Source organism: Mycetocola reblochoni REB411 (assembly GCF_900163835.1).
GTDB classification, from domain to species: Bacteria; Actinomycetota; Actinomycetes; order Actinomycetales; family Microbacteriaceae; genus Mycetocola_B; species Mycetocola_B reblochoni.
In genome coordinates this window covers 1-18,864 of record NZ_FUKR01000079.1, presented here as the reverse complement: position 1 = coordinate 18,864, position 18,864 = coordinate 1, and the positions used below count along the sequence as shown (strand labels likewise).

General features: G+C 69.5%; 14 protein-coding genes and 1 tRNA gene. 7 read left to right on the top strand and 8 right to left on the bottom strand.

The features are described from left to right. Window positions 1-84 precede the first annotated feature (84 nt). Window positions 85-429: an ImmA/IrrE family metallo-endopeptidase gene (locus tag FM119_RS14440; protein ID WP_087138658.1), complete on the top strand. Its 345-nt coding sequence runs from the start codon at window positions 85-87 to the stop codon at window positions 427-429. 10 nt (window positions 430-439) lie between these two features. After that, complete coding sequence (locus tag FM119_RS13355; RefSeq protein WP_087138657.1) at window positions 440-1,729, top strand: tyrosine-type recombinase/integrase; 1,290 nt, start codon at window positions 440-442, stop codon at window positions 1,727-1,729. A 129-nt stretch (window positions 1,730-1,858) separates the two neighbouring features. On the opposite strand, the gene FM119_RS13350 is transcribed toward FM119_RS13355, so the two are convergent. Next, a tRNA-Thr gene (locus FM119_RS13350) sits at window positions 1,859-1,931 on the bottom strand. A gap of 139 nt (window positions 1,932-2,070) precedes the next feature. On the opposite strand from FM119_RS13350, the gene FM119_RS13345 reads away from it, so the two are divergent. Both FM119_RS13345 and FM119_RS13340 read left to right on the top strand, forming a co-directional pair. After that, window positions 2,071-3,012: a DMT family transporter gene (locus tag FM119_RS13345; protein ID WP_245827520.1), complete on the top strand. Its 942-nt coding sequence runs from the start codon at window positions 2,071-2,073 to the stop codon at window positions 3,010-3,012. A 68-nt stretch (window positions 3,013-3,080) separates the two neighbouring features. Next, entirely contained in the window at window positions 3,081-3,860 is a 780-nt protein-coding gene (locus FM119_RS13340) for an L-threonylcarbamoyladenylate synthase (RefSeq protein WP_087138656.1), read from the top strand. A gap of 160 nt (window positions 3,861-4,020) precedes the next feature. Here the strand turns inward: FM119_RS13340 and FM119_RS13335 are convergent, their stop codons facing one another. From FM119_RS13335 to msrB, 4 genes are all read right to left on the bottom strand, one after another. Further along, a complete protein-coding gene (locus FM119_RS13335) occupies window positions 4,021-5,763 on the bottom strand; it encodes a sulfite reductase subunit alpha (RefSeq protein ID WP_087138655.1) in 1,743 nt (580 codons plus the stop codon). Beyond that, on the bottom strand, window positions 5,760-11,315 hold the full coding sequence (locus FM119_RS13330) for a glutamate synthase-related protein (protein ID WP_245827518.1): 5,556 nt from the start codon (window positions 11,313-11,315) through the stop codon (window positions 5,760-5,762). The genes FM119_RS13335 and FM119_RS13330 overlap by 4 nt, the downstream gene beginning before the upstream one ends. Before the next feature lie 347 nt (window positions 11,316-11,662). Next, the gene (locus FM119_RS13325; protein ID WP_245827515.1) at window positions 11,663-12,226 is read right to left on the bottom strand and encodes a nitroreductase family protein; all 564 of its coding nucleotides are present in this window, start codon (window positions 12,224-12,226) and stop codon (window positions 11,663-11,665) included. Then, window positions 12,223-12,636 (bottom strand): peptide-methionine (R)-S-oxide reductase MsrB, encoded by a 414-nt coding sequence (gene msrB, locus FM119_RS13320; protein WP_087138653.1) that lies wholly within the window; start codon window positions 12,634-12,636, stop codon window positions 12,223-12,225. The genes FM119_RS13325 and msrB overlap by 4 nt, the downstream gene beginning before the upstream one ends. A 125-nt stretch (window positions 12,637-12,761) precedes the next feature. Between msrB and FM119_RS13315 the strand changes: the two genes are divergently transcribed. The 3 genes from FM119_RS13315 to groL all read left to right on the top strand — a co-directional run bounded on the left by FM119_RS13315 (window position 12,762) and on the right by groL (window position 15,511). Then, window positions 12,762-13,052, top strand: a complete 291-nt coding sequence (locus FM119_RS13315; protein ID WP_087138652.1) for a DUF3263 domain-containing protein — start codon at window positions 12,762-12,764, stop codon at window positions 13,050-13,052. A gap of 210 nt (window positions 13,053-13,262) precedes the next feature. Continuing rightward, window positions 13,263-13,463, top strand: a complete 201-nt coding sequence (locus FM119_RS13310; RefSeq protein WP_087138651.1) for a cold-shock protein — start codon at window positions 13,263-13,265, stop codon at window positions 13,461-13,463. A 428-nt stretch (window positions 13,464-13,891) separates the two neighbouring features. Next, window positions 13,892-15,511, top strand: a complete 1,620-nt coding sequence (groL, locus tag FM119_RS13305; protein WP_087138650.1) for a chaperonin GroEL — start codon at window positions 13,892-13,894, stop codon at window positions 15,509-15,511. Window positions 15,512-15,653: 142 nt separating this feature from the next. Here the strand turns inward: groL and FM119_RS13300 are convergent, their stop codons facing one another. The 3 genes from FM119_RS13300 to FM119_RS13290 form a co-directional block, all read right to left on the bottom strand. Further along, window positions 15,654-15,944 (bottom strand): WXG100 family type VII secretion target, encoded by a 291-nt coding sequence (locus tag FM119_RS13300; RefSeq protein ID WP_087138649.1) that lies wholly within the window; start codon window positions 15,942-15,944, stop codon window positions 15,654-15,656. A gap of 277 nt (window positions 15,945-16,221) precedes the next feature. After that, window positions 16,222-18,072 (bottom strand): BCCT family transporter, encoded by a 1,851-nt coding sequence (locus tag FM119_RS13295; RefSeq protein ID WP_420845593.1) that lies wholly within the window; start codon window positions 18,070-18,072, stop codon window positions 16,222-16,224. 88 nt (window positions 18,073-18,160) lie between these two features. Beyond that, window positions 18,161-18,864 (bottom strand): sensor histidine kinase (locus FM119_RS13290; RefSeq protein ID WP_143822729.1); only part of this gene is annotated, 704 nt, incomplete at its 5' end.

Below are 18,864 nucleotides of genomic sequence, written 5' to 3'. Positions count from 1 at the left end.
GTCACCCATCCAGAATCGCGCGTCAATCACGAACCATATGGGAGACACGCCCTAGTTGCGTACGCCGCTCGGCGTGGCCTCTCTATCCACGGCGCCCACCTCCCAGATCCATATCTCGGCTACTACGAGCACGCTCAGGCGCGAATTTGGTACAGCCTCGACCTGACGCGCGCTGAGCGACGCGTCGTTGTTGCTCACGAGCTAGGGCATGCCCGCTACGGCCACACCTGTGACTCGCCCAGAGAGGAGCGACAAGCCGATCGCTTCGCCGCGCAGCTCCTGATCCGCCCTCGTGACTACGAGCAAGCCGAAAGGGTGAGCGCAGATGCACACGCCATTGCAGAGGAGCTGAACGTGACTCCAAGGCTCGTCGAGGTATATCGAGTTCACTGTCTCCACCAAATCAAACCGCTTCTATCCCACGCGTAGGAATCACATCATGGCAAAGGTTTGGATAGTTGATCTCTGGGTGAAGGACGCGAAGGTGCGCCTCGAAACTGGGGAGACTATAAAGGTAAGCCCCCCGCCGGCACAGCTCCGGCACTTATCGAAGCTGGAAGATCGTTTCAAGACTTCACGCTTTCAGACCGGCAGTCGCTGGCGCCTTAGTTGGTACGAGGATACCGTTCAGGGGCGCAAGCTTCGAGCGCAGCTGTTCCGCGACAAGCGGGACGCTGAAGCTGCAGCTGCCGAGATGGAAGATGACATCCGGTCGGGGCGCTACATTTCCCCGCAGTCAAGAAGGACGCTCTTCATGGATGCTGCGGCCGAGTGGTTGGCCTCAAAGAAGCAGCCGAAGCACGCGACTCTTCACCATTACAAGCGCGATCTGCGAATCTACGTCAACCCGCGGTGGGGTCGCATGCCGCTTGCGCAGATAACGCGACGAGACATTGATGCGTGGGTTGGGGACTTGATAAGTGGCGTGGCGCCGCGCGAGTACCGAAGTCAGAATGACGAAGCGGTGCCGCTGGGGGTCTCCAGCGTCCACCGAATCGCGGGGGTTGTCTTTGCTGGAGTCTTGAAGCATGCGGTAGCTAGCGGATACATCCACCAATCGCCTTACAAAGGCGTGGAGTTGCCGCGGCCCCAAGAAACCGGAGAAGAGCTCGTCATTCTCGACCATGCATCGATCGCTGCATTGGCGGAATCCGTCGTAGCACCTTCTGGCCGAAAGACAGACTCAGTGCTGATCTACTTTCTCGCGTACACAGGCCTGCGTATCAATGAGGCTCTCGCTTTGCGGTGCGATGACGTCGACCTCAGGCGGCGGCGCGTGCGCGTATTGAGGACATGGACGCTCGGCCAAAGCGGAGAGCGAGTTGTCGGCCCTCCGAAGACGTGGGAGAGGCGTTCCGTCCCCCTAAGTAAGTTCCTCTCGCAGATGGTCGAAGACCTTGTTGAAGGTCGGCCCGGTGACGCGTGGGTGTTTACTGCGGCTCGAGGCGGAAGCATCCACGACCACAACTGGCGAAACCGTGTTTGGAACAAGGCGGTGGCCGACGTCGGTCTGGAAAGGCCAGGGCTAACGATTCACAAGCTCCGACACTCCGCCGCGAGCTCTGCCATCGCGGCCGGCGCCGACGTCAAGTTGGTCCAACGGATGCTCGGACACAAGGATGCCACTGAGACACTGAATACGTACGGGCACCTGTGGCCGGATCGTATGGACGCGGTGGTGGAAGCCGTCGACCGCGCGCGCTTGAAGGCGATTGGCAAGTCCGCATAGGAGCAGTTCCATGCTGCCAAGCCGATGGCCATCGTGTCGGAATCGTGTCTTTGTCAGATTCGCGAGCGACAAGATTTCGACCACAGGCGCCGAGTGCCGCTATTCCACGCGGTTTTCAGATGTCGATTGAGCCGGCTACGGGACTTGAACCCGTAACCTTCCGATTACAAGTCGGATGCGCTACCAATTGCGCCAAGCCGGCGGGTGCCTCGGCACAATCATAGGCGGTGGCTCCGTCGCCCGACAAAGCGCCGCGTTCGAGGTCGGTCGGAGGTATCGTTGACGGGTTGCCCAGGAGGGCGACGGGTGGACCGCGCCCCCGCGCGGCTGGAGGACGCGACGTGACCCGGACCAGGATCCTCGCCCTCATCGCCGCCGTGCTCTGCGGCGTGCTGATGGCGGTGCAGGCGCGCATCAACGGTGAGCTCGCGTCGCGAATGGACGACGGCCTCCTCGCGGCGACGATCTCGTTCGGCAGCGGTCTGGTGATCATCGGCGTCGTCACGCTGTCGGCCCGCGCCGGGCGGCGCGGACTGGTGAGCATCGCGCGCAGCGTCGCCGGGGGCGAGTTCCCCGCGTGGGGTCTGCTCGGCGGTGCGGCGGGCGCCGCGCTCGTCTTCTCCCAGAGTGCCACGGTCGGACTCATCGGCGTCGCCCTGTTCAGCATCGCCCTCGTCGCCGGCCAGACGGTGAGCGGCGTCCTGATGGACCTGTGGGGGGTGGGGCCCGCGGGGCGGGTGCCGATCACGGTCACGCGCGGTGCGGGCGCCGCGCTCACGCTCGTCGCCGTCGGCTGGTCGGTGCTGGCCCACCTGGACGGGGCGATCCCGCTCTGGGCGATCCTCGCTCCGCTGCTGGCCGGCATCGGTGTCGGCTGGCAGCAGGCGATGAACGGCCGAGTGCGGCGGGTGGCCTCCAGCGCCGCGTCCGCCACGCTGGTGAACTTCACGGTCGGGACGGCGGTGCTGCTGCTCGGCATCCTCGTCAGGGCGCTCGTCGTGCCCGGGCGGCTGCCGACGCTGCCGCCGGAGCCCGGCCTCTACGTCGGCGGCGCGCTCGGCTGCGTGTTCATCGGTGCGACCGCGCTGCTGGTGTACCGCCTCGGTTCCCTGCTGCTCAGCCTGGGAACGGTCGCCGGGCAGATGATCGCCTCGCTCGTCATCGACGGCGTTCTCGCGCCCACCGACATCGGCGTCCCCGTGAGCACGGTCGTGTCGGTCGTGCTCGCGCTGGCGGCGATCGTCGTGGCGTCGATCCCCGTGCGCCCCCGCCCTCGCCCCTGAGAGGTTCTGAGGGTAGCCTAAGTGTTTGGGGCCGCTCGGCCCCGACCACTGTGACGAAGGGACAGCCCATGCCCGGACAGCGGGTCGCGTGGAACGCGGCCGTACAGCCGGAAGCGATCGAGATCCTCAGCGGGGAGGGCGGCCTCGTCGTCAGCCCGACCAAGGTCGGCTACATCATCCTCGCCACCGACAGGGCCGGCCTGGAGCGCAAGTTCGCGGTCAAGAACCGCAAGCGCACCAAGCCGGGCGTCGTGCTCTGCGGCTCCATGGAGCAGCTCCGCGAGCTCGCCGAGCTCACCCCCGAGATCGACGCGTTCTACCAGCGGCACATCGAGCGCGACGTGCTGCTCGGCTGCATCCTTCCCTGGCGCGAGGACGCGCTCGCGCACATCCCCGACGACGGCTCGGTCGAGCTCGTCCAGGACGTGCGGAGGACGAGCTGCTTCGTCGTTCGCTTCGGGACCCCCGGCGAGCGGATCGCCGACGAGCTGTGGAGCAGGGACCGCCGGCTGCTGTTCGCCAGCTCGGCGAACCCGTCGGGGCAGGGCAACCGCGGCGTCGTCGCCGGCATCGGCGAGGCCATCGACGCCGAGGCCGACCTCGTCATCGAGGCCGACGACTACGTCGCCTCCATCCAGCCGGACGCGACCCCGGAGACGCGCGCCGAGCAGGGCGTCATGGTGTCCTTCGTCGACGAGCTGGGCCGCCTGGTCCCCGAACAGCACGGGCAGCGCGGGATCCTCCCCGCTCCGACGCTGATCCGTGCGGGCCTGGACGTCGACGTGATCATGTCGGAGCTCGCCGCCGCGTTCCCCAGCTGGGACTACCGGCACGGCCAGTACTACTGAGCCCGCGCGGTCGCAGACAGGCGTTTCGGCGCCCATCGCACGGCTGTCGCGCGTGACCTGGCCTGCCGGGTGTGACGTGGCCTGTCGCGCGTGTTGCGGGCGCCGAACGAGAACGGCCCCCGACGGTGTGTCCGTCGGGGGCCGTTCGGTGCGAGGCGTGTCAGTAGACGTCGCGCACGTAGCGCTTCTCCCGCTTGAGGGCCGCGACGTAGTCGGCGGCGGCGTCGGCACCGAGACCGCTGTGCTCGGCGATGACCTCGTGCAGCGCGTCGTCGACGTCGCGCGCCATCCGGGACGCGTCGCCGCAGACGTAGAAGTGGCCGCCCTCCTCGAGCCACGCGTACAGCTCCGCGCCGTGCTCCCTCATCCGGGACTGGACGTAGATCTTCTCCGCCTGGTCGCGCGAGAACGCCAGGTCGAGTCGCGTCAGCAGCCCGGAGCGGCCGAACTCGTCGAGCTCGTCCTCGTAGATGTAGTCGTTGGCGCGGTGCTGGTCACCGAAGAACAGCCAGTTGCGGCCGTCGGCGCCCCGGCCCTGGCGCTCCTGGAGGAAGGCGCGGAACGGTGCGATGCCCGTCCCCGGCCCGACCATGATGACCGGAGCCGAGTCGTCCTCCGGCACGCGGAACGCCGCGTTCGGCTGTAGATAGATGCCGATGGCGGAGTCGCCGACCCTGTCGGCCATGTGCGTCGACGCGACACCGCCGTAGCGGCGGTCCGCTGAGCCGTAGCGCACCGACGCCACCGTCAGGTGGATCCGGTCGGGGCTGTGCAGCGGCGACGACGAGATCGAGTAGGCGCGCGGCTGCAACGGCCGCAGCAGCCCGGCGAACTCGAGCGGGTCGAAGCGGGCCGAGGGGCTCAGTCGCAGCAGGTCGAGGCTGTCCTTGCCCCAGAGCCAGCTCTCCAGGTCGCGCTTGTCGCCGAGGCGGACGACGCGGCCGAGTTCGCTGTCGGGGTCGGCCTCGACGATGGCCTGGATGAGGTCCTTCGAGGGGGCAGAGATCTCCAACGCGGTGCCGAGCTGCTCGCGCAGGCTCGTCCCCGCGTGCTCCTCGTCGCCGGAGGCATCGAGCTGGTCGAGAAGCAGGTCGACGAGCGCGGGGTCGTTGCTCGGCACCACGTTGAGGGCGTCGCCGGCGTGGTACTCGATGCCGCTGTCGCCGAGGTCGAACTCGTAGTGCCGGATCTCCTTCGCGCTGCCCGGCCCGGAGAGCACCCGGTTGGCGACGAGGCGGGAGGGGTAGGGCGTCTTCTTCGACCACGGGGACCGGGTGCGCGTGGGGGCGGCGTCCGCGGGAACGGGCGCGGCCGCCGCCGACGCGGGCTGCAGGGCGGCGAACGCCTCGACGACGTCGCCGATCCAGGCGGCCGCGTCGTCGTCCCCGTCGACGTCGACGTCGACGCGCGGGACGATGCGGCTCGCGCCGAGCTGCTCGAAGCGCGTGTCGATGAGCTTGCCGGCCTGGCAGTAGCCGTCGTAGCTGCTGTCGCCGAGCGCGAGTACGGAGAACCGGGCCGACTCCAGCCGCGGGGCGCCCTCGGCGTGGAACGACTCCCAGAACAGCTCCGCGTTGTCCGGCATCTCGCCCTCGCCGTAGGTCGAGGTGACGACGAGGATGTTCTCCAGCGTGGCCAGCGTGTCCGCGGTGACGCCGTCGAGCGAGGTCACCGCCGCGGCGAGCCCCTGCGCGCGGGCGGCGGCGGCGAGGTCCTCGGCGTACTCCTCGCTGTTGCCGGTCTGCGTGCCGACCAGGACGTTGAGGGTCAGCGTCGTGGCGGAGGGCGCGGCGGTGTCGCCGGAGGCGGCATGCCCTGCGGCGAGCCCGGCCAGGTAGCCGGCGATCCAGGCGCGCTGCTCGGTGCTGAACGGGGCGGACTCCAGGACGGAGGCGGAGATCATGCGCTCACCGCCTCGGCGCCGCCGGCGGCGGCGAGCAGGTCGGACATCGCGGCCGAGGCGATCATCTCGTCCGCGCCGAGACCGGACAGCAGCGCCTCGTTCTTCTGGTTCTGGTACATGATCCATCCGGTCGTGCCGGGGGCGTCGATGCTGCGCACGTTGCGCATCTCAAGCGCGGCCTTGTAGTCGCCGAGGCGCTTGGCCGCGATCATCGCCGCCAGCTCCGTGTCGTCGAAGCGGTCCAGCTGGTCCCTGAGGTAGCGGGTGATGCGCTGGGTCACGAAGAAGTCCTCGGTGAGGATCAGCGACCGCACCGCCTCCGCCACGCGCGGGTCGTCGGCGTCGGTGGCGCCGGGGACCCGGGTGAGGGCGATCTCCTGCGCGATGCTCAGCACGGTGTACGAGGACAGCAGCGAGAACATGTCACCCGTGTCCGCACCGCTACCGGGGGTGCGGCCGTCGTCGACGAAGCTGCGGTCGCGGTAGGACCGCTTGAAGGAGTGCAGCTTGTCCTTCGACACGGAGGTCGCGAGCTCGTCGAGCAGCTCCTTGCGGCTCTTCGTCGCGAGGATCGCGTCGGCGTCCTGGTACTGCAGCAGGGCGCGGGGCATGCCGCAGACGATGTGGTGCCTCGCCTCGTCCCAGTCGTCGAGCAGGCGCGCGGCCAGCGGTGAGCCGGTCGCCTCCAGGTGCCAGTTCAGCAGCAGCCGCACGGCGTCCTCGTGGAAGCCGCCGTGACCGGGGTCGCTGATCGGGAAGGTCAGCAGCGAGTCGGCGCTCACCCGGTCGTGGATGTCGCCGTCCGGGTCGTACTGGTACAGGAACCCGCCGCTCATGCCGTTGCCGAGCCCGCGGCCGAAGCCGCCGAGGTTGAGCACGGAGCCGTTGGTCATGTACTCGCAGCCGAAGTCGCCGACGCCCTCGACGACCGCGGTCGCCCCGGAGTTGCGGACGGCGAAGCGGTCGCCGGCCTCACCCTGGACGAAGGTCCTGCCGCCGGTGGCGCCGAACAGCGCGAAGTTGCCGATGAGGACGTTGCCTCCCGGCTCGGCGCTGCCGCCGCCCGGGCTGACGACGGCGATCTGCCCGCCGCTCTGGCTCTTGCCGAGACCGTCGTTGGCCGTGCCCACGTGGCGCAGGCTGATGCCGTCGTTGGTGAAGGCGCCGTAGGACTGCCCCGCGGAGCCGTGGGTGGAGATGCTCACCGCGTCGGCGTTGAGGATCCGCCTGCCACGGTCGTCGACCCGCACCGCGGGCAGCTGGGCGATCTCCTCGTCGCTGAGCTCGTAGTTGAGCGTGCGCTCCAGGTCGATGGACAGCTGGCCGCCGACCGACTTGAACCGGTTGCCCATCTGGACGTCCTCGATGGCGACGCGGGCGGCCTTCTCGACGAGCAGGCGCTGGCGGATCGTCTCGAAGAGGGAGTCGTCGATGCTGAAGTCCTTCTCCAGGTAGATGGGGTCGGTGACGACCTTCTCCGCGACCGGGGCGAGCATGTTCCGCACGTCGAGCGTGCCCACGCTGGAGGGGTGGTCGAGCAGCTGCAGCAGGTCCGTCCTGCCGCGGGCCTCGCCGAGCGAGCGCACGCCGAGGGAGGCGAGGATCTCGCGCACCTCGTGCGAGATGTTGAGCAGGTACTGCGCCAGCGCTCGCGGATCGCCGTCGAAGACCTCCGGGTTGGTGGTCAGGCCCGCCGGGCACTTGATGTTGCAGTTCTTCGCCATGACGCACTTGAGCATCATCAGCGCGGTGGTGCCGAACTCGAAGCTGTCGGCGCCGAGCAGGGCGCTCGTGACGACGTCGCTCGCCGTCTGGTGCGCGCCCGAGCAGCGCAGCACGACCTTCTGGCGCAGGCCGTTGGCCAGCAGCGCCTGGTGGACCTCGGCCACGCCGATCTCGGCCGAGCGTCCGGCGTACTTCAGGCTGGTGACCGCTGCCGCGCCGGTGCCGCCGGTGTTCCCTGCGACGTTGATGACGTCCGCGCCGGCCTTGGCCACGCCGACCGCGATGGTGCCGATCCCCTCGGAGGACACGAGCTTGACGATGACGCGCACGCGCGCCGCCTTGCAGTCGTGGATGAGCTGCGCCAGGTCCTCGATGGAGTAGGTGTCGTGGTGCGGCGGCGGCGAGATGAGCTCGACACCGGGCGTGCCGCCGCGGGCGGCGGCGATGTCGACGGTCACCTTCGGCGCGGGCAGCTGCCCGCCCTCGCCCGGCTTGGCGCCCTGGCCGATCTTGATCTCCAGCTCCTGGAGCATCGGGTCGGCGAGGTAGCCGGCCCAGATTCCGAAGCGGCCCGAGGCGAACTGCTTGATGCGTGAGCCGCGGATGGTCCCCGCCCTGGTGTAGTGCTCGCCGCCCTCACCGCAGTTGGACAGGCCTCCGACCATGTTGGTTCCGTGCGCGACGGACTCGTGGGCCGTGGCGACGAGGGCTCCGTGGCTCATCGCGCCCGAGGCGAGAGTGGCGGAGATCTCATGGGCGGGCTGGATGCCGTCCAGCTCCAGCTGCTCCGGCGCGGGAACGTACAGCGACAGCGTCTTGTCCGCCCCCGCGGTCGCGTGCACCCGCACCGACTCCGCGGTCGAGCGACCCCGGGTGATCCGCGTCCCGAAGCGATCGTTGAGCGAGTCGAGCAGCGCGGCGTGGCGGACGGAGGGGTCCTCCGTCGACGCCCCGAGCGTCAGCTCGTACTCGCCGTCCCCGAGCGCGGTGACGCTGAGGCCCCTGACCGCGATGCTCGCGTTGCCATTGGTGGCGAAGCGGCGCAGTTCGGCAGAGAACTCGTCCGCCGTGGACAGGAACGTCACGTCGGCGGGCAGGGAGAGCACGTCGCGCAGCGCCGAGGGGCGGCGGGCGCGCTCCACCCGGGTGTTCTCGGAGAAGTCCCTGTACCCCGGCGTGATCTTGAACGCGTCGATCTGCTCGGGCGTCAGCTCCTGGAACCCGGCGTTCTGGTACGCCTCGTCGTCCAGGCCGAAGGCGTCGCCGAGCTGGCCGAGGGTGAGCATCCGCAGGGCATCGTGGCCCTCGTGGGGCTCCGGCTGCGCGGTCGGACCGGCCGGCTCGGCACCCGGGACGACGACCTGGGGTGACAGCGGCTCCTCCGTCATGTCGACGAAGCCGCGCACGGCTGTCGTGCCGTACGAGTGCCCCGCGCCCTCCGCGCGCTCCTTGAAGAGGCCGAGCAGGGGGATCTGGTTCTCGCCGCCGACGTCGCGGGCGCGGGCGTGCCACTCGGACGCGGCCTGGGCGATCGGCACGAAGCCGACCCCGGCCACGGGCGCGTCGAGGTGGGGGAAGTGCTTGGCCAGGGCCGGGTCGGAGGTGTCGAGGTAGTTGGGCTCGAAGAACTCGCCGCCGATGTAGCTCTCCACGGTGCACAGGCCGACGCGCCCCATGGTCTTCATGAGCGACTTCTCCGCCGCCTTGGCGAAGCGCGCGAAGGCGTGGTCCGTCTCGGTGACGGCGCCGGCGGGTCCCGCGGGACTGGGGTACTTCTCCTCGGCGCGCAGCCGGGCGGACAGCGGGTACACGGCGGCGGCGCCGAAGCCGAGCGCGGAGGCGATGTGGTGCGAGGAGGGCAGCTGGCCGCTCTCGGCGATCACGGAGACGCGCAGGCGCAGGCCGGCCTGGATGAGCCGCTGGTTGACCGCGGCGATGGCGAGCACGAGCGGGATGGGCGCGTGCGTGCTCGAGACGTTGCGGTCGCTGACGATCGCGATGCCGCCCTCGACGGCGGCGAAGGACTCGACCCGGTCGCAGAGCTGCTCCACCGCGGCGCTCAGCGATGCGGCGTTCGCCTCGGGGTCGTCCATGTCGGGGACGTAGAGCATCTCGAAGCGCTGCACCGGCGCGTACTGCTGCTCGCGCAGCGCGATCATGTCGAGGTGGTTGAGGATCGGCGAGTTGACGACGATCTGACGGGTCTTGCGTCCGCCGTCCGGCTTGGCGCCGAGCGCCACGCGCATCGTCATGCTGTCGGACTCGCGGATGCTGTCCAGCGGCGGGTTGGTGACCTGGGCGAAACGCTGCGAGAAGTACTTGGCGATGCCGCCCTCCTGGTCGGAGAGGGCGTTGATGGCGTTGCCGTAGCCCATCGCGGAGATCCGCTCCGCGCCGGAGGCGAGCATGGGGTCCATCATGAACCGGAAGCTCTCCTGGTTCAGCGAGTACGCCACGTACCGGCCGGCAGGGCTGAGGTCCCCCTCGTAGCCGAGGGTGTCGGTGCCGCGCGTGATGCGGGGCGGCGGGAGCTCGGCCAGGTTGACCCTGGACTCGCCCAGCAGCGAGCCGTAGTCCTCCCGCTCGGCGAGCAGCTCGAGCGCTTCCTCGGTGCGGTAGCTGCGCCCGGTGCGGTGGTCGAAGTACAGCATCCCCCCGGCCTCGATGCGGCCGCGGTGCAGCACCTCGTCGGCGGGGAAGGTGATCTGGCCCGCCTCGGAGGAGACGATGAGGTAGTCGGCGGTCTCGACGGTGCGAAGCGGCCGCAGCCCGAGCCGGTCCAGGCGCGCGCCGATGATGTCGCCGTCGCTGAAGATGAGGGCGGCGGGGCCGTCGTTCTTCTCTTCGTACAGCGAGAAGAACTCGAGCATGTCGCGCACCTCGCGCGAGATGGAGCGGTCGTTCTCCCACGCCGGCGGCATCAGGGAGACGACGGCCTCGACGAGCTCGAGCCCGTCGTCGAAGACGCGGCTCTGCAGGGTCTGGTCGAGGCGGCAGCTGTCGGACTGCCCCGGCGGGCGGGCGATGACGCGGTGGCGCGCGGCGGCGAGCGCGTTCTCGGAGAGCCGGTTCTTCCGGTCGGTGTTCAGCTCGCCGTTGTGCGCCATCAGGCGGAACGGCTGAGCCATCGAGGGGTGCGGCTCCGTGTTGGTGGAGAAACGGGTGTGGAAGTACAGGCTGCGGATGCTGTGGCGATCGTCGCGGAGGTCGACGAAGTAGGGGATGACCTCGTTCGAGTTCAGCCGTCCCTTGAGCACCTGCGTGCGCGCGCTGAGCGACAGCGGGTACAGGCCGTGCAGCTCGGCGGTCGAGTAGGCCGTCTCCTCGATGGCCAGCAGCGCGCGGTTCGCCGCGGCGTCCGTCTGGGCGCGGTCCCAGCCCTCGGGTGCGCGGAACACCCACTGCGCGATGGGCAGCTGGTAGGCGGCGGCGGCCGGCCGCGTGGCGCTGTCGTCGACGGGAACGTCGCGGGCGACGAGGATCTCGAGCCCTGCGGCGAGCAGCTCGCGCTCGATGAGGGCGTGCGCCTCCGGGATACGTGTGGGGTCGTCCGGCATGAAGAAGTTGCCGACGCCGAACAGGCCCGCGGTCAGCGGACGACCGGTGATCGCCTCGAAGAACTCCACCGACAGGTCGATGTTGACGCCGGCGCCGTCACCGACGCCCTCCGACGACATCCCGCCGCGGTGCGGGATGGAGCACAGCGCCTCGTGACCCTTGCGGATCACGTCGTAGCTCTGGATGCCGTCCTTGCGCGTGATGAAGCCAACGCCGCAGTCGCTCTTCTCGATGCGGGGGTTGTACAAACCGGTAGTGGTGTGGAGCACGGCGCGTTCACAATCTCTCGGGCCGACGGTGCGGGTATGGCGCTGACGACGTAAGCGCGGCGTCGTCGGCGTGCCTTGTCGGTGGGGCGTGCGGCTTGATGCGGCCGCTGCCCCGGAGAAGGGGTTTCTGTATCGTAAATCGCCGCTGCCACTGAGTGCAATCTGGCTGGAGGGACCGATGTTTCGGCACGTTTCGTGCATGTTTCGGTCAGATTTCTCCACCGTTTCCATCGGTGGTCGGCGGCCGGGTCGTCTCGGGGGTTCCCTGGCCGATGTGCGCCCCTCGGGAGCAGCCGGGCGTCGTCGCCGTCACGGCCTGCGGCGGTGCCGGACGCGGGTGACCGGGATCAGGGCTCATCCTCCGGCAGTGAGCTGAGCACCTCCGCGGCGTCGACGGGGCGTTTCGGTGAGCGCGTGGCGTGCGATGCTCCCGGCCGGCCGACGTAGAGCCAGCCGAGCAGCCGCTCGTTCTCGCCCAGGTCGTGGACCCGGGCGACCGGGGTGCTTCGCGTGTGCGGGCCCGTGCGCCACAGCACGCTCCAGCCGGCCTCGTCGAGCAGCAGGCTGAGTGCGTGTGCGACACCGGCGGCCGTGGCCTCCTGCTCCCACTCCGGGACCTTCTTCGAGGGGCGGAGGCAGACCACGACGGCCAGCAGCAGGGGGGAGCGCAGCGGCTTGCGGCTGGGGGAGTCGTCGCCAGCCGCCTCGGCCAGCGCGGCACCCAGCCGGTCCCGCGCCCGTCCGCGCACCTCGATCACGCGCCATGGGCGGAGCGAGCTGTGGTCGGCGACGCGCGAGGCGGCGCGCACGAGCTCGGCCAGCTCCGTGCTGTCGGGCGCCTCGTCGCCGACCGACGACGAGGACCGGCGGGCAAGCAGCGCGTCCCGCACGGGGCGGGCGGGTGTTGTCACGGGGTCTCTGCGGTGAACTCGAGCGACAGCGAGTTCATGCAGTACCGGTCGCCCGTGGGCGTGCCGAAGCCGTCGGGGAACACGTGTCCCAGGTGGGAATCGCACCTGGCGCACCTGACCTCGGTGCGCACCATGCCGAGGGAGCGGTCCTCGATGAGGGTCACGGCGTCGGGGCGGACCGACTCGTAGAAGCTCGGCCAGCCGCATCCCGAGTCGAACTTCGTCCCGCTGCGGAAGAGCTCGGCTCCGCAGGCGGCACAGGTGTAGAGGCCCGCGCGGCTCTCGTCCAGCAGCTGGCCCGTCCACGCGCGTTCGGTGCCGGCCTCGCGCAGCACGTGGTAGCGATCGGGGCCGAGCTCGGCCCGCCACTCCTGCTCGCTCTTGGTGACCCTGTCGGCGTTGTCGGCCATGGTGCCTCCTCATCCTGGGGCTCTCTGTCCCACTTAACGTTAACGCCGCCACCGCCTCGGTGTTCCGCCGTGCGGGCGGTCTCTGCTGTCGGACGCCCCGGCTAGCATGGCGGCGGAGGACGGTGATGGCGACGGGGTTCGACGAGGCGGCTCGGGCCGCGAACGATGCGGTGCTCAGCGACCGCTCGAGGGCGGTGCTGGAGTTCGAGCGGCACTGGTCGGAACGCTCCGGTGGCAAGAGCGAGGCGATTCGTGAGGCGTTCGGCGTCTCGCCGGCGCGGTACTACCAGTTGCTGTCTGCTGTGCTGGCATCGCCGCAGGCGCTGCGCCACGACCCCCTGCTGGTGAGGCGGCTGCTCGAGGCCAGGGCCCGGCGCAGGGGCGACCGCGATGCCCGGCGCGACCCGCGGCGCTAGGGCGCGACGGCCGCAGTGTTTCGCCGATGTTTCGGCTGTGTTGAGTTGCTGTAATTCTCGGTTCCCGCGGCGGTTTTTCGGCCGTCCGACGCCGATCTCGCGGCTAGCATCGCCAGGGTAGCCCCCGCAGGACCGTCCCGGTCGTGGCGCGAGGGGCGTGCGCCGGGAGACGAGCCCGGTGCGGCGAGCATCAGCAGGAGAAGAGCGATCATGGCCAACGGCAGCGTCAAGTGGTTCAACGCGGAGAAGGGGTTCGGCTTCATCACGGTCGACGACGGCTCGGACGTCTTCGTCCACTACTCCGGCATCGTGATGGACGGCTACCGCGTGCTCGAGGACGGTCAGCGCGTGACCTTCGAGATCGGTCAGGGCACGAAGGGCCCGCAGGCCGAGGAGGTCAAGCCGGCCTGAGTGCCGTGGGCCGGAGCGCCGGCCGTCTGGCGGGTGGCCTCTCGGCCGCCTTATGCCTGGGCGCCGCCGGTCTGGCCGGTCGCCTGCCGACCGCCGTCGGCCTGAGCATCGCCCGCCTCACTGACATCGGCCGACCCGCCGACATCGGTCGACGGACATCGGCGCGACCGCCGCCAGAACCCTCCGGTTGCCGCGTGACCGCGACCGCCGCTGAGCGTGCGCCCGCCCGTTTCGGTGCGGTGCGGTGCGTGGCCAGGGCCCGCACGATCGTCGCCGTTCGGCCCGCCTGTCGGTGCCTCGCCGTGAGCTCGCTTCACACTCGGTGACGCAGCTTGCACTCCTCCTGGGCGAGTGCCAGAATTGCTGTTAGCACTCAGGTAGACCGAGTGCTAAATCGTTCGAGACGTCCAGGAGGGACGAAGTACACAATGGCTAAGATCATTGCTTTTGACGAGGAAGCCCGTCGCGGCCTGGAGCGTGGCCTCAACACGCTGGCCGACGCCGTCAAGGTGACCCTCGGCCCGCGCGGCCGCAACGTTGTTCTCGAGAAGAAGTGGGGCGCCCCCACGATCACCAACGATGGTGTGTCCATCGCCAAGGAGATCGAGCTCGAGGACCCCTACGAGAAGATCGGTGCCGAGCTCGTCAAGGAGGTCGCCAAGAAGACCGACGACGTCGCCGGTGACGGAACCACCACCGCGACCGTTCTCGCCCAGGCCCTCGTCCGCGAGGGGCTGCGCAACGTCGCCGCCGGCGCCGACCCGATCAGCCTGAAGCGCGGCATCGAGAAGGCCGTCGCCGGTGTCATCACCGAGCTGACCGGTCACGCCAAGGAGATCGAGACCAAGGACCAGATCGCCGCGACCGCGTCGATCTCCGCGGCCGACCCCGAGATCGGCGCCATCATCGCCGAGGCCATCGACAAGGTGGGCAAGGAGGGCGTCGTCACCGTCGAGGAGTCGAACACCTTCGGCACCGAGCTCGAGCTGACCGAGGGCATGCGCTTCGACAAGGGCTACCTGTCGGCGTACTTCGTCACCGACCCCGACCGCCAGGAGACCGTGTTCGACGACGCCTACGTGCTGATCGTCAACTCGAAGGTCTCCAACATGCAGGAGCTGCTGCCCATCGTGGAGCAGGTCCGTCAGGCCAACGGCCAGCTGGTCATCATCGCCGAGGACGTTGACGGCGAGGCCCTCACGATGCTCGTGCTGAACAAGATCCGCGGCCTGTTCAAGTCGGTGGCCGTCAAGGCTCCCGGCTTCGGCGACCGTCGCAAGGCGCAGCTGCAGGACATCGCCATCCTCACCGGTGGTCAGGTCGTCAGCGAAGAGGTCGGGCTCAAGCTCGAGAACGTCACCATCGACCTGCTCGGCCGTGCCCGCAAGGTCGTCATCACCAAGGACGAGACCACGATCGTCGAGGGCGCGGGCGAGGCCGACGCCATCGCCGGTCGCGTCGCTCAGATCCGCAAGGAGATCGACGCGACCGACAGCGACTACGACCGCGAGAAGCTGCAGGAGCGCCTGGCCAAGCTGGCCGGCGGTGTCGCGGTCATCAAGGCCGGTGCCGCGACCGAGGTGGAGCTCAAGGAGCGCAAGCACCGCATCGAGGACGCCGTCCGCAACGCGAAGGCCGCCGTCGAGGAGGGCATCGTCGCCGGTGGTGGCGTGGCCCTCATCCAGGCCGGCGAGGCCGCGTTCGCCAAGCTCGAGGTCTCGGGCGACGAGGCGACCGGTGCGAACATCGTCAAGGTCGCCATCGAGGCCCCGCTGAAGCAGATCGCTCTCAACGCGGGTCTTGAGCCGGGCGTCGTGGCCGCGAAGGTCCGCGAGCTTCCCGCAGGGCACGGTCTGAACGCCGCCACCGGTGAGTACGTGAACCTCGTCGAGGCCGGCGTGCTCGACCCGGCCAAGGTGACGCGTTCGGCACTGCAGAACGCCGCGTCGATCGCAGCGCTGTTCCTGACGACCGAGGTCGTCGTGGCCGACAAGCCGGAGAAGAACGCGGCGGCTCCGGCCGACCCCACCGGCGGTATGGACTTCTAAGTCTCCGCCCTCCGCACGACGAACGCCCCCGTCCTTCTGGACGGGGGCGTTTTCGGTCGCCACAGGCAGGTGGCCGGCCGGTTCGCCGGCGTACCGGCGTACCGATACGCCGAGACACCGGCACGCCGACGGATCCCGGCCGCTACACGCGGAACATCGCCGCGTTGGCCTGCTCGATGTCCGCGTAACGCTCGCCCGCCCTGCCGAGGGCCATCGAGATCGACTCGAGGCTCTGCTCGACGGCCCCCTGCGTGGTGCGCCACTCCGCCAGCAACGCGTGGAACGCGGAGGAGGCCTGGCCGGTCCACTGGCCTTCGAGCGCGGACAGCTGACCGCAGAGCCGGCTGACCTCCGAGCGGATCGTGGCGATCGTGCCGTTCATGGTCGCGGTGCTGCTCATCACGGCATCGGCGTCGACCTGGAAGTGTGCCATCTGTCATTCCCCTTTCCTCCCGGTGTCCCGGGATCCGCGACGCTAACGCCGGCGGGAGAAGACGGGGCCACCCCCGTGGCGGCAGGGGAGCGGCCCGCGCGGTGCCTGTGCTGTGCAGGGCGGCTCCGCCGGTTGTCCGCCCGGCCCGTCGGCCCGGGCCGGTCCGGCCGGTGACCCGTTCGTCGCGAAACTGTCGGTGAACGGACCGACGCCCCTGACCGTGCGGGTGCACGATCAGGGGCGTCGATCTCGGGTGCGCGGTCCTCGCGGGCGACCGTCAGCGCCCGTCCGGCGCCGGTGACCCGTCGGTGCCGTGGTCGTCGGCGCCGCTGGACGACCCGGCGCCCTGAGCCTGCACAGCGGTGTCGATCTGCGGGATCTCGGTCGTCGCGGGATCGACATCGGTGCCGAGCAGAGCCGGATCGGAGTGGTTCAGCAGAACGTCGTCCGGGTGCTCCTGCGGTGCTCGACGCTGCGCGGGACGTTTACCGCCCCAGCGGAACACGCCCGCGAAGGACGCCAGGCCGGGCAGGGCGCCGTCCCGCTGCTCGACCTCGAGCCCGTAGTAGTCGCCGATGTGGTCGACGAACTGCGCCCGCCGAGCCCGCTCGTACGCCCGCTTCTCGCGTGAGAACGCCAGCACGGTCGACCAGCAGATCAGCAGCAGGACGATGCTGAACGGGAGCGCGATGATGATCGCCGCGGTCTGCAGGGCGTTGAGGCCGCCGGAGAGCAGCAGCGCGATCGCGAGGAGCGAGGTGATGGCCGTGAAGAACACCCGTACCCACGGCTTGGGCTCGGGATTGCCGCCCGTGGCGATCATCCCCATGACCAGCGACCCGGAGTCGGCGGAGGTGACGAAGAAGATCGCGATCAGGATGATCGCTCCGATCACCAGGACCGAGCCGCCCGGCAGCTTGTCCAGCATGGTGAACAGCGTCGTCTCGACGTTCACCGGCCCGTCGACGGGGGCGAGCGAGCCCGGCGAGCTCAGCTGCATGAACAGGGCGGTCCCGCCGATCACCGAGAACCACAGGAAGGTGATCAGCGTCGGCACCAGGATCACACCGCTGATGAACTGCCGCACGGTCCTGCCGCGCGAGATCCGGGCGATGAAGATGCCGACGAACGGCGCCCAGGAGATCCACCAGCCCCAGTAGAACGTCGTCCAGGCCGCCTGCCATTCCTCGCCGGCCGTTCCGGAGAACGCGCTGACGTTGAAGGACAGGGAAACGAAGTTCTGGATGTAGGTGCCGAGCGACTGAACGAAGTCCCTCAGGAGGAACTGCGTCGGGCCCACGATGAGGACGAACACGAGCAGCAGCCCGGCGAGGATGAGGTTCGTGTTGGAGAGCCACTTCATCCCCTTCGCCACCCCGGAGAGCACCGAGAACAGCACCCCTCCGGTGATGACGATGATGATGATGACGTTGAGCGTGTCCGAGGACTCGACGATGCCGGCCGACTCCAGTCCTGCGCTGATCTGCAGGACGCCGAGCCCGAGCGACGTCGCGACGCCGAAGAGGGTCCCCACCAGGGCGATGACGTCGATGAGGTTGCCCCAGCCGCCGCGGACCTTGGAGCCGAGGAGCGGTTCCAGTGTCCAGCGGATCGAGATGGGGCGCTGCCGTCGGTGGATCGCGTAGGCCAGGGCGAGGCCGACGACGACGTAGATCGACCAGGCGTGCACGCCCCAGTGCAGGTAGGTCTGCGACAGCGCCTGCTGAGCGAGCTCCGTCTCCGTCCCTGTCACCCCTGGCCGCGGCGAGATGAAGTGGCTGAGCGGCTCGCTCGCACCGTAGAACACGAGGCCGATGCCCATGCCGGCCGCGAAGAGCAGCGCGTACCAGGACATCAACGAGAACTCCGGCTCGTCGTCGTCCTTGCCGAGCTTGATGTCGCCGTAGCGGCTGAAGCCGATCCAGAGGCAGAAGATCACGAAGAACGCGGCGATCAGCACGTAGTACCAGTTGAAGTTCGCCACGATGGTGGACTGCACCGAGCCGAAGACGACCTCGGCCGTTCCGGGGGCGAACATCGCGAACGCGACGAAGGCGATGGTGATTGCTGCTGCGGGCCAGAAGACCCAGCGTGCGACGGGCGGTGTGCGGGTGGGCGTTTCGTCCACCCCTCCAGCATAGGGGCGGCTCACGGCGCCCCGAATTCCTGTCAGGGGTGGGCCGGTCGCCGGGGCGGGGGATGCCCGTCCGTCCGTTTCAGCGGTCGGTCGGCTCCCGTTCCGCCGAGTCGTCTCGGACGTCGCCCATTGCGCCCATTGCGCCGGGTGCGCCGGGTGCGCCGGGTGCGCCGGGTGCGGCGGCCGTGCCGGGTGTGGCGGCCGTGTCGCCTGCGGGCGCGTTGGCCGTCAGCGCGGCGCGGGCGGCCGTCCGAAGGGGAAGATCGACGCGGAAGGTCGCCCCGCCCCCGGGCGTCTCGACGGCTGCCACCGTGCCGCCGTGCGCCGCCACGATCGATGCGACGATCGCGAGGCCGAGGCCTGATCCGCCCGTGTCGCGCGCGCGGGAGGTGTCGGCGCGCCAGAACCGCTGGAACACCTTCTCGCGGATCTGGGGAGGGATGCCGTCGCCGTGGTCGATCACGGCGATGGTTGCGCGTCCGGTGCCCTGGTCGGCGGACACCCCGATCTCGATCGGGCTGTCGGCCGGGCTGAACCGGAGTGCGTTGCCCATCAGGTTGGTGACGACCTGACGGAGCTTGTTCTCCTCGCCGAGCACGATCGCCGGCGTCGCGGGACGGACGTCGGGCTCAGGTCTGATCGGTGACACCGCCTCGCTCTGGCCGGCGCCGCCCCTGCGCGGGCGGAGGTTGCGAAGCCGCGCCAGGGTCGCCCCGGCGAAGGCGATCGCGCCGGTCGTCTGAGTGGGGGTCTCGTTGGTGGCGGGGGTGGCGACGGGAGGCG

Excerpts from the sequence above, each read along its gene's own strand:
- FM119_RS13340 (WP_087138656.1), top strand. The coding sequence starts at position 3,081 with ATGCCCGGACAGCGGGTCGCGTGGAACGCGGCCGTACAGCCGGAAGCG.
- msrB (WP_087138653.1), bottom strand. The coding sequence starts at position 12,636 with ATGGCCGACAACGCCGACAGGGTCACCAAGAGCGAGCAGGAGTGGCGG.
- FM119_RS13355 (WP_087138657.1), top strand. The coding sequence starts at position 440 with ATGGCAAAGGTTTGGATAGTTGATCTCTGGGTGAAGGACGCGAAGGTG.
- FM119_RS13310 (WP_087138651.1), top strand. The coding sequence starts at position 13,263 with ATGGCCAACGGCAGCGTCAAGTGGTTCAACGCGGAGAAGGGGTTCGGC.
- groL (WP_087138650.1), top strand. The coding sequence starts at position 13,892 with ATGGCTAAGATCATTGCTTTTGACGAGGAAGCCCGTCGCGGCCTGGAG.
- FM119_RS13335 (WP_087138655.1), bottom strand. The coding sequence starts at position 5,763 with ATGATCTCCGCCTCCGTCCTGGAGTCCGCCCCGTTCAGCACCGAGCAG.
- FM119_RS13300 (WP_087138649.1), bottom strand. The coding sequence starts at position 15,944 with ATGGCACACTTCCAGGTCGACGCCGATGCCGTGATGAGCAGCACCGCG.
- FM119_RS13315 (WP_087138652.1), top strand. The coding sequence starts at position 12,762 with ATGGCGACGGGGTTCGACGAGGCGGCTCGGGCCGCGAACGATGCGGTG.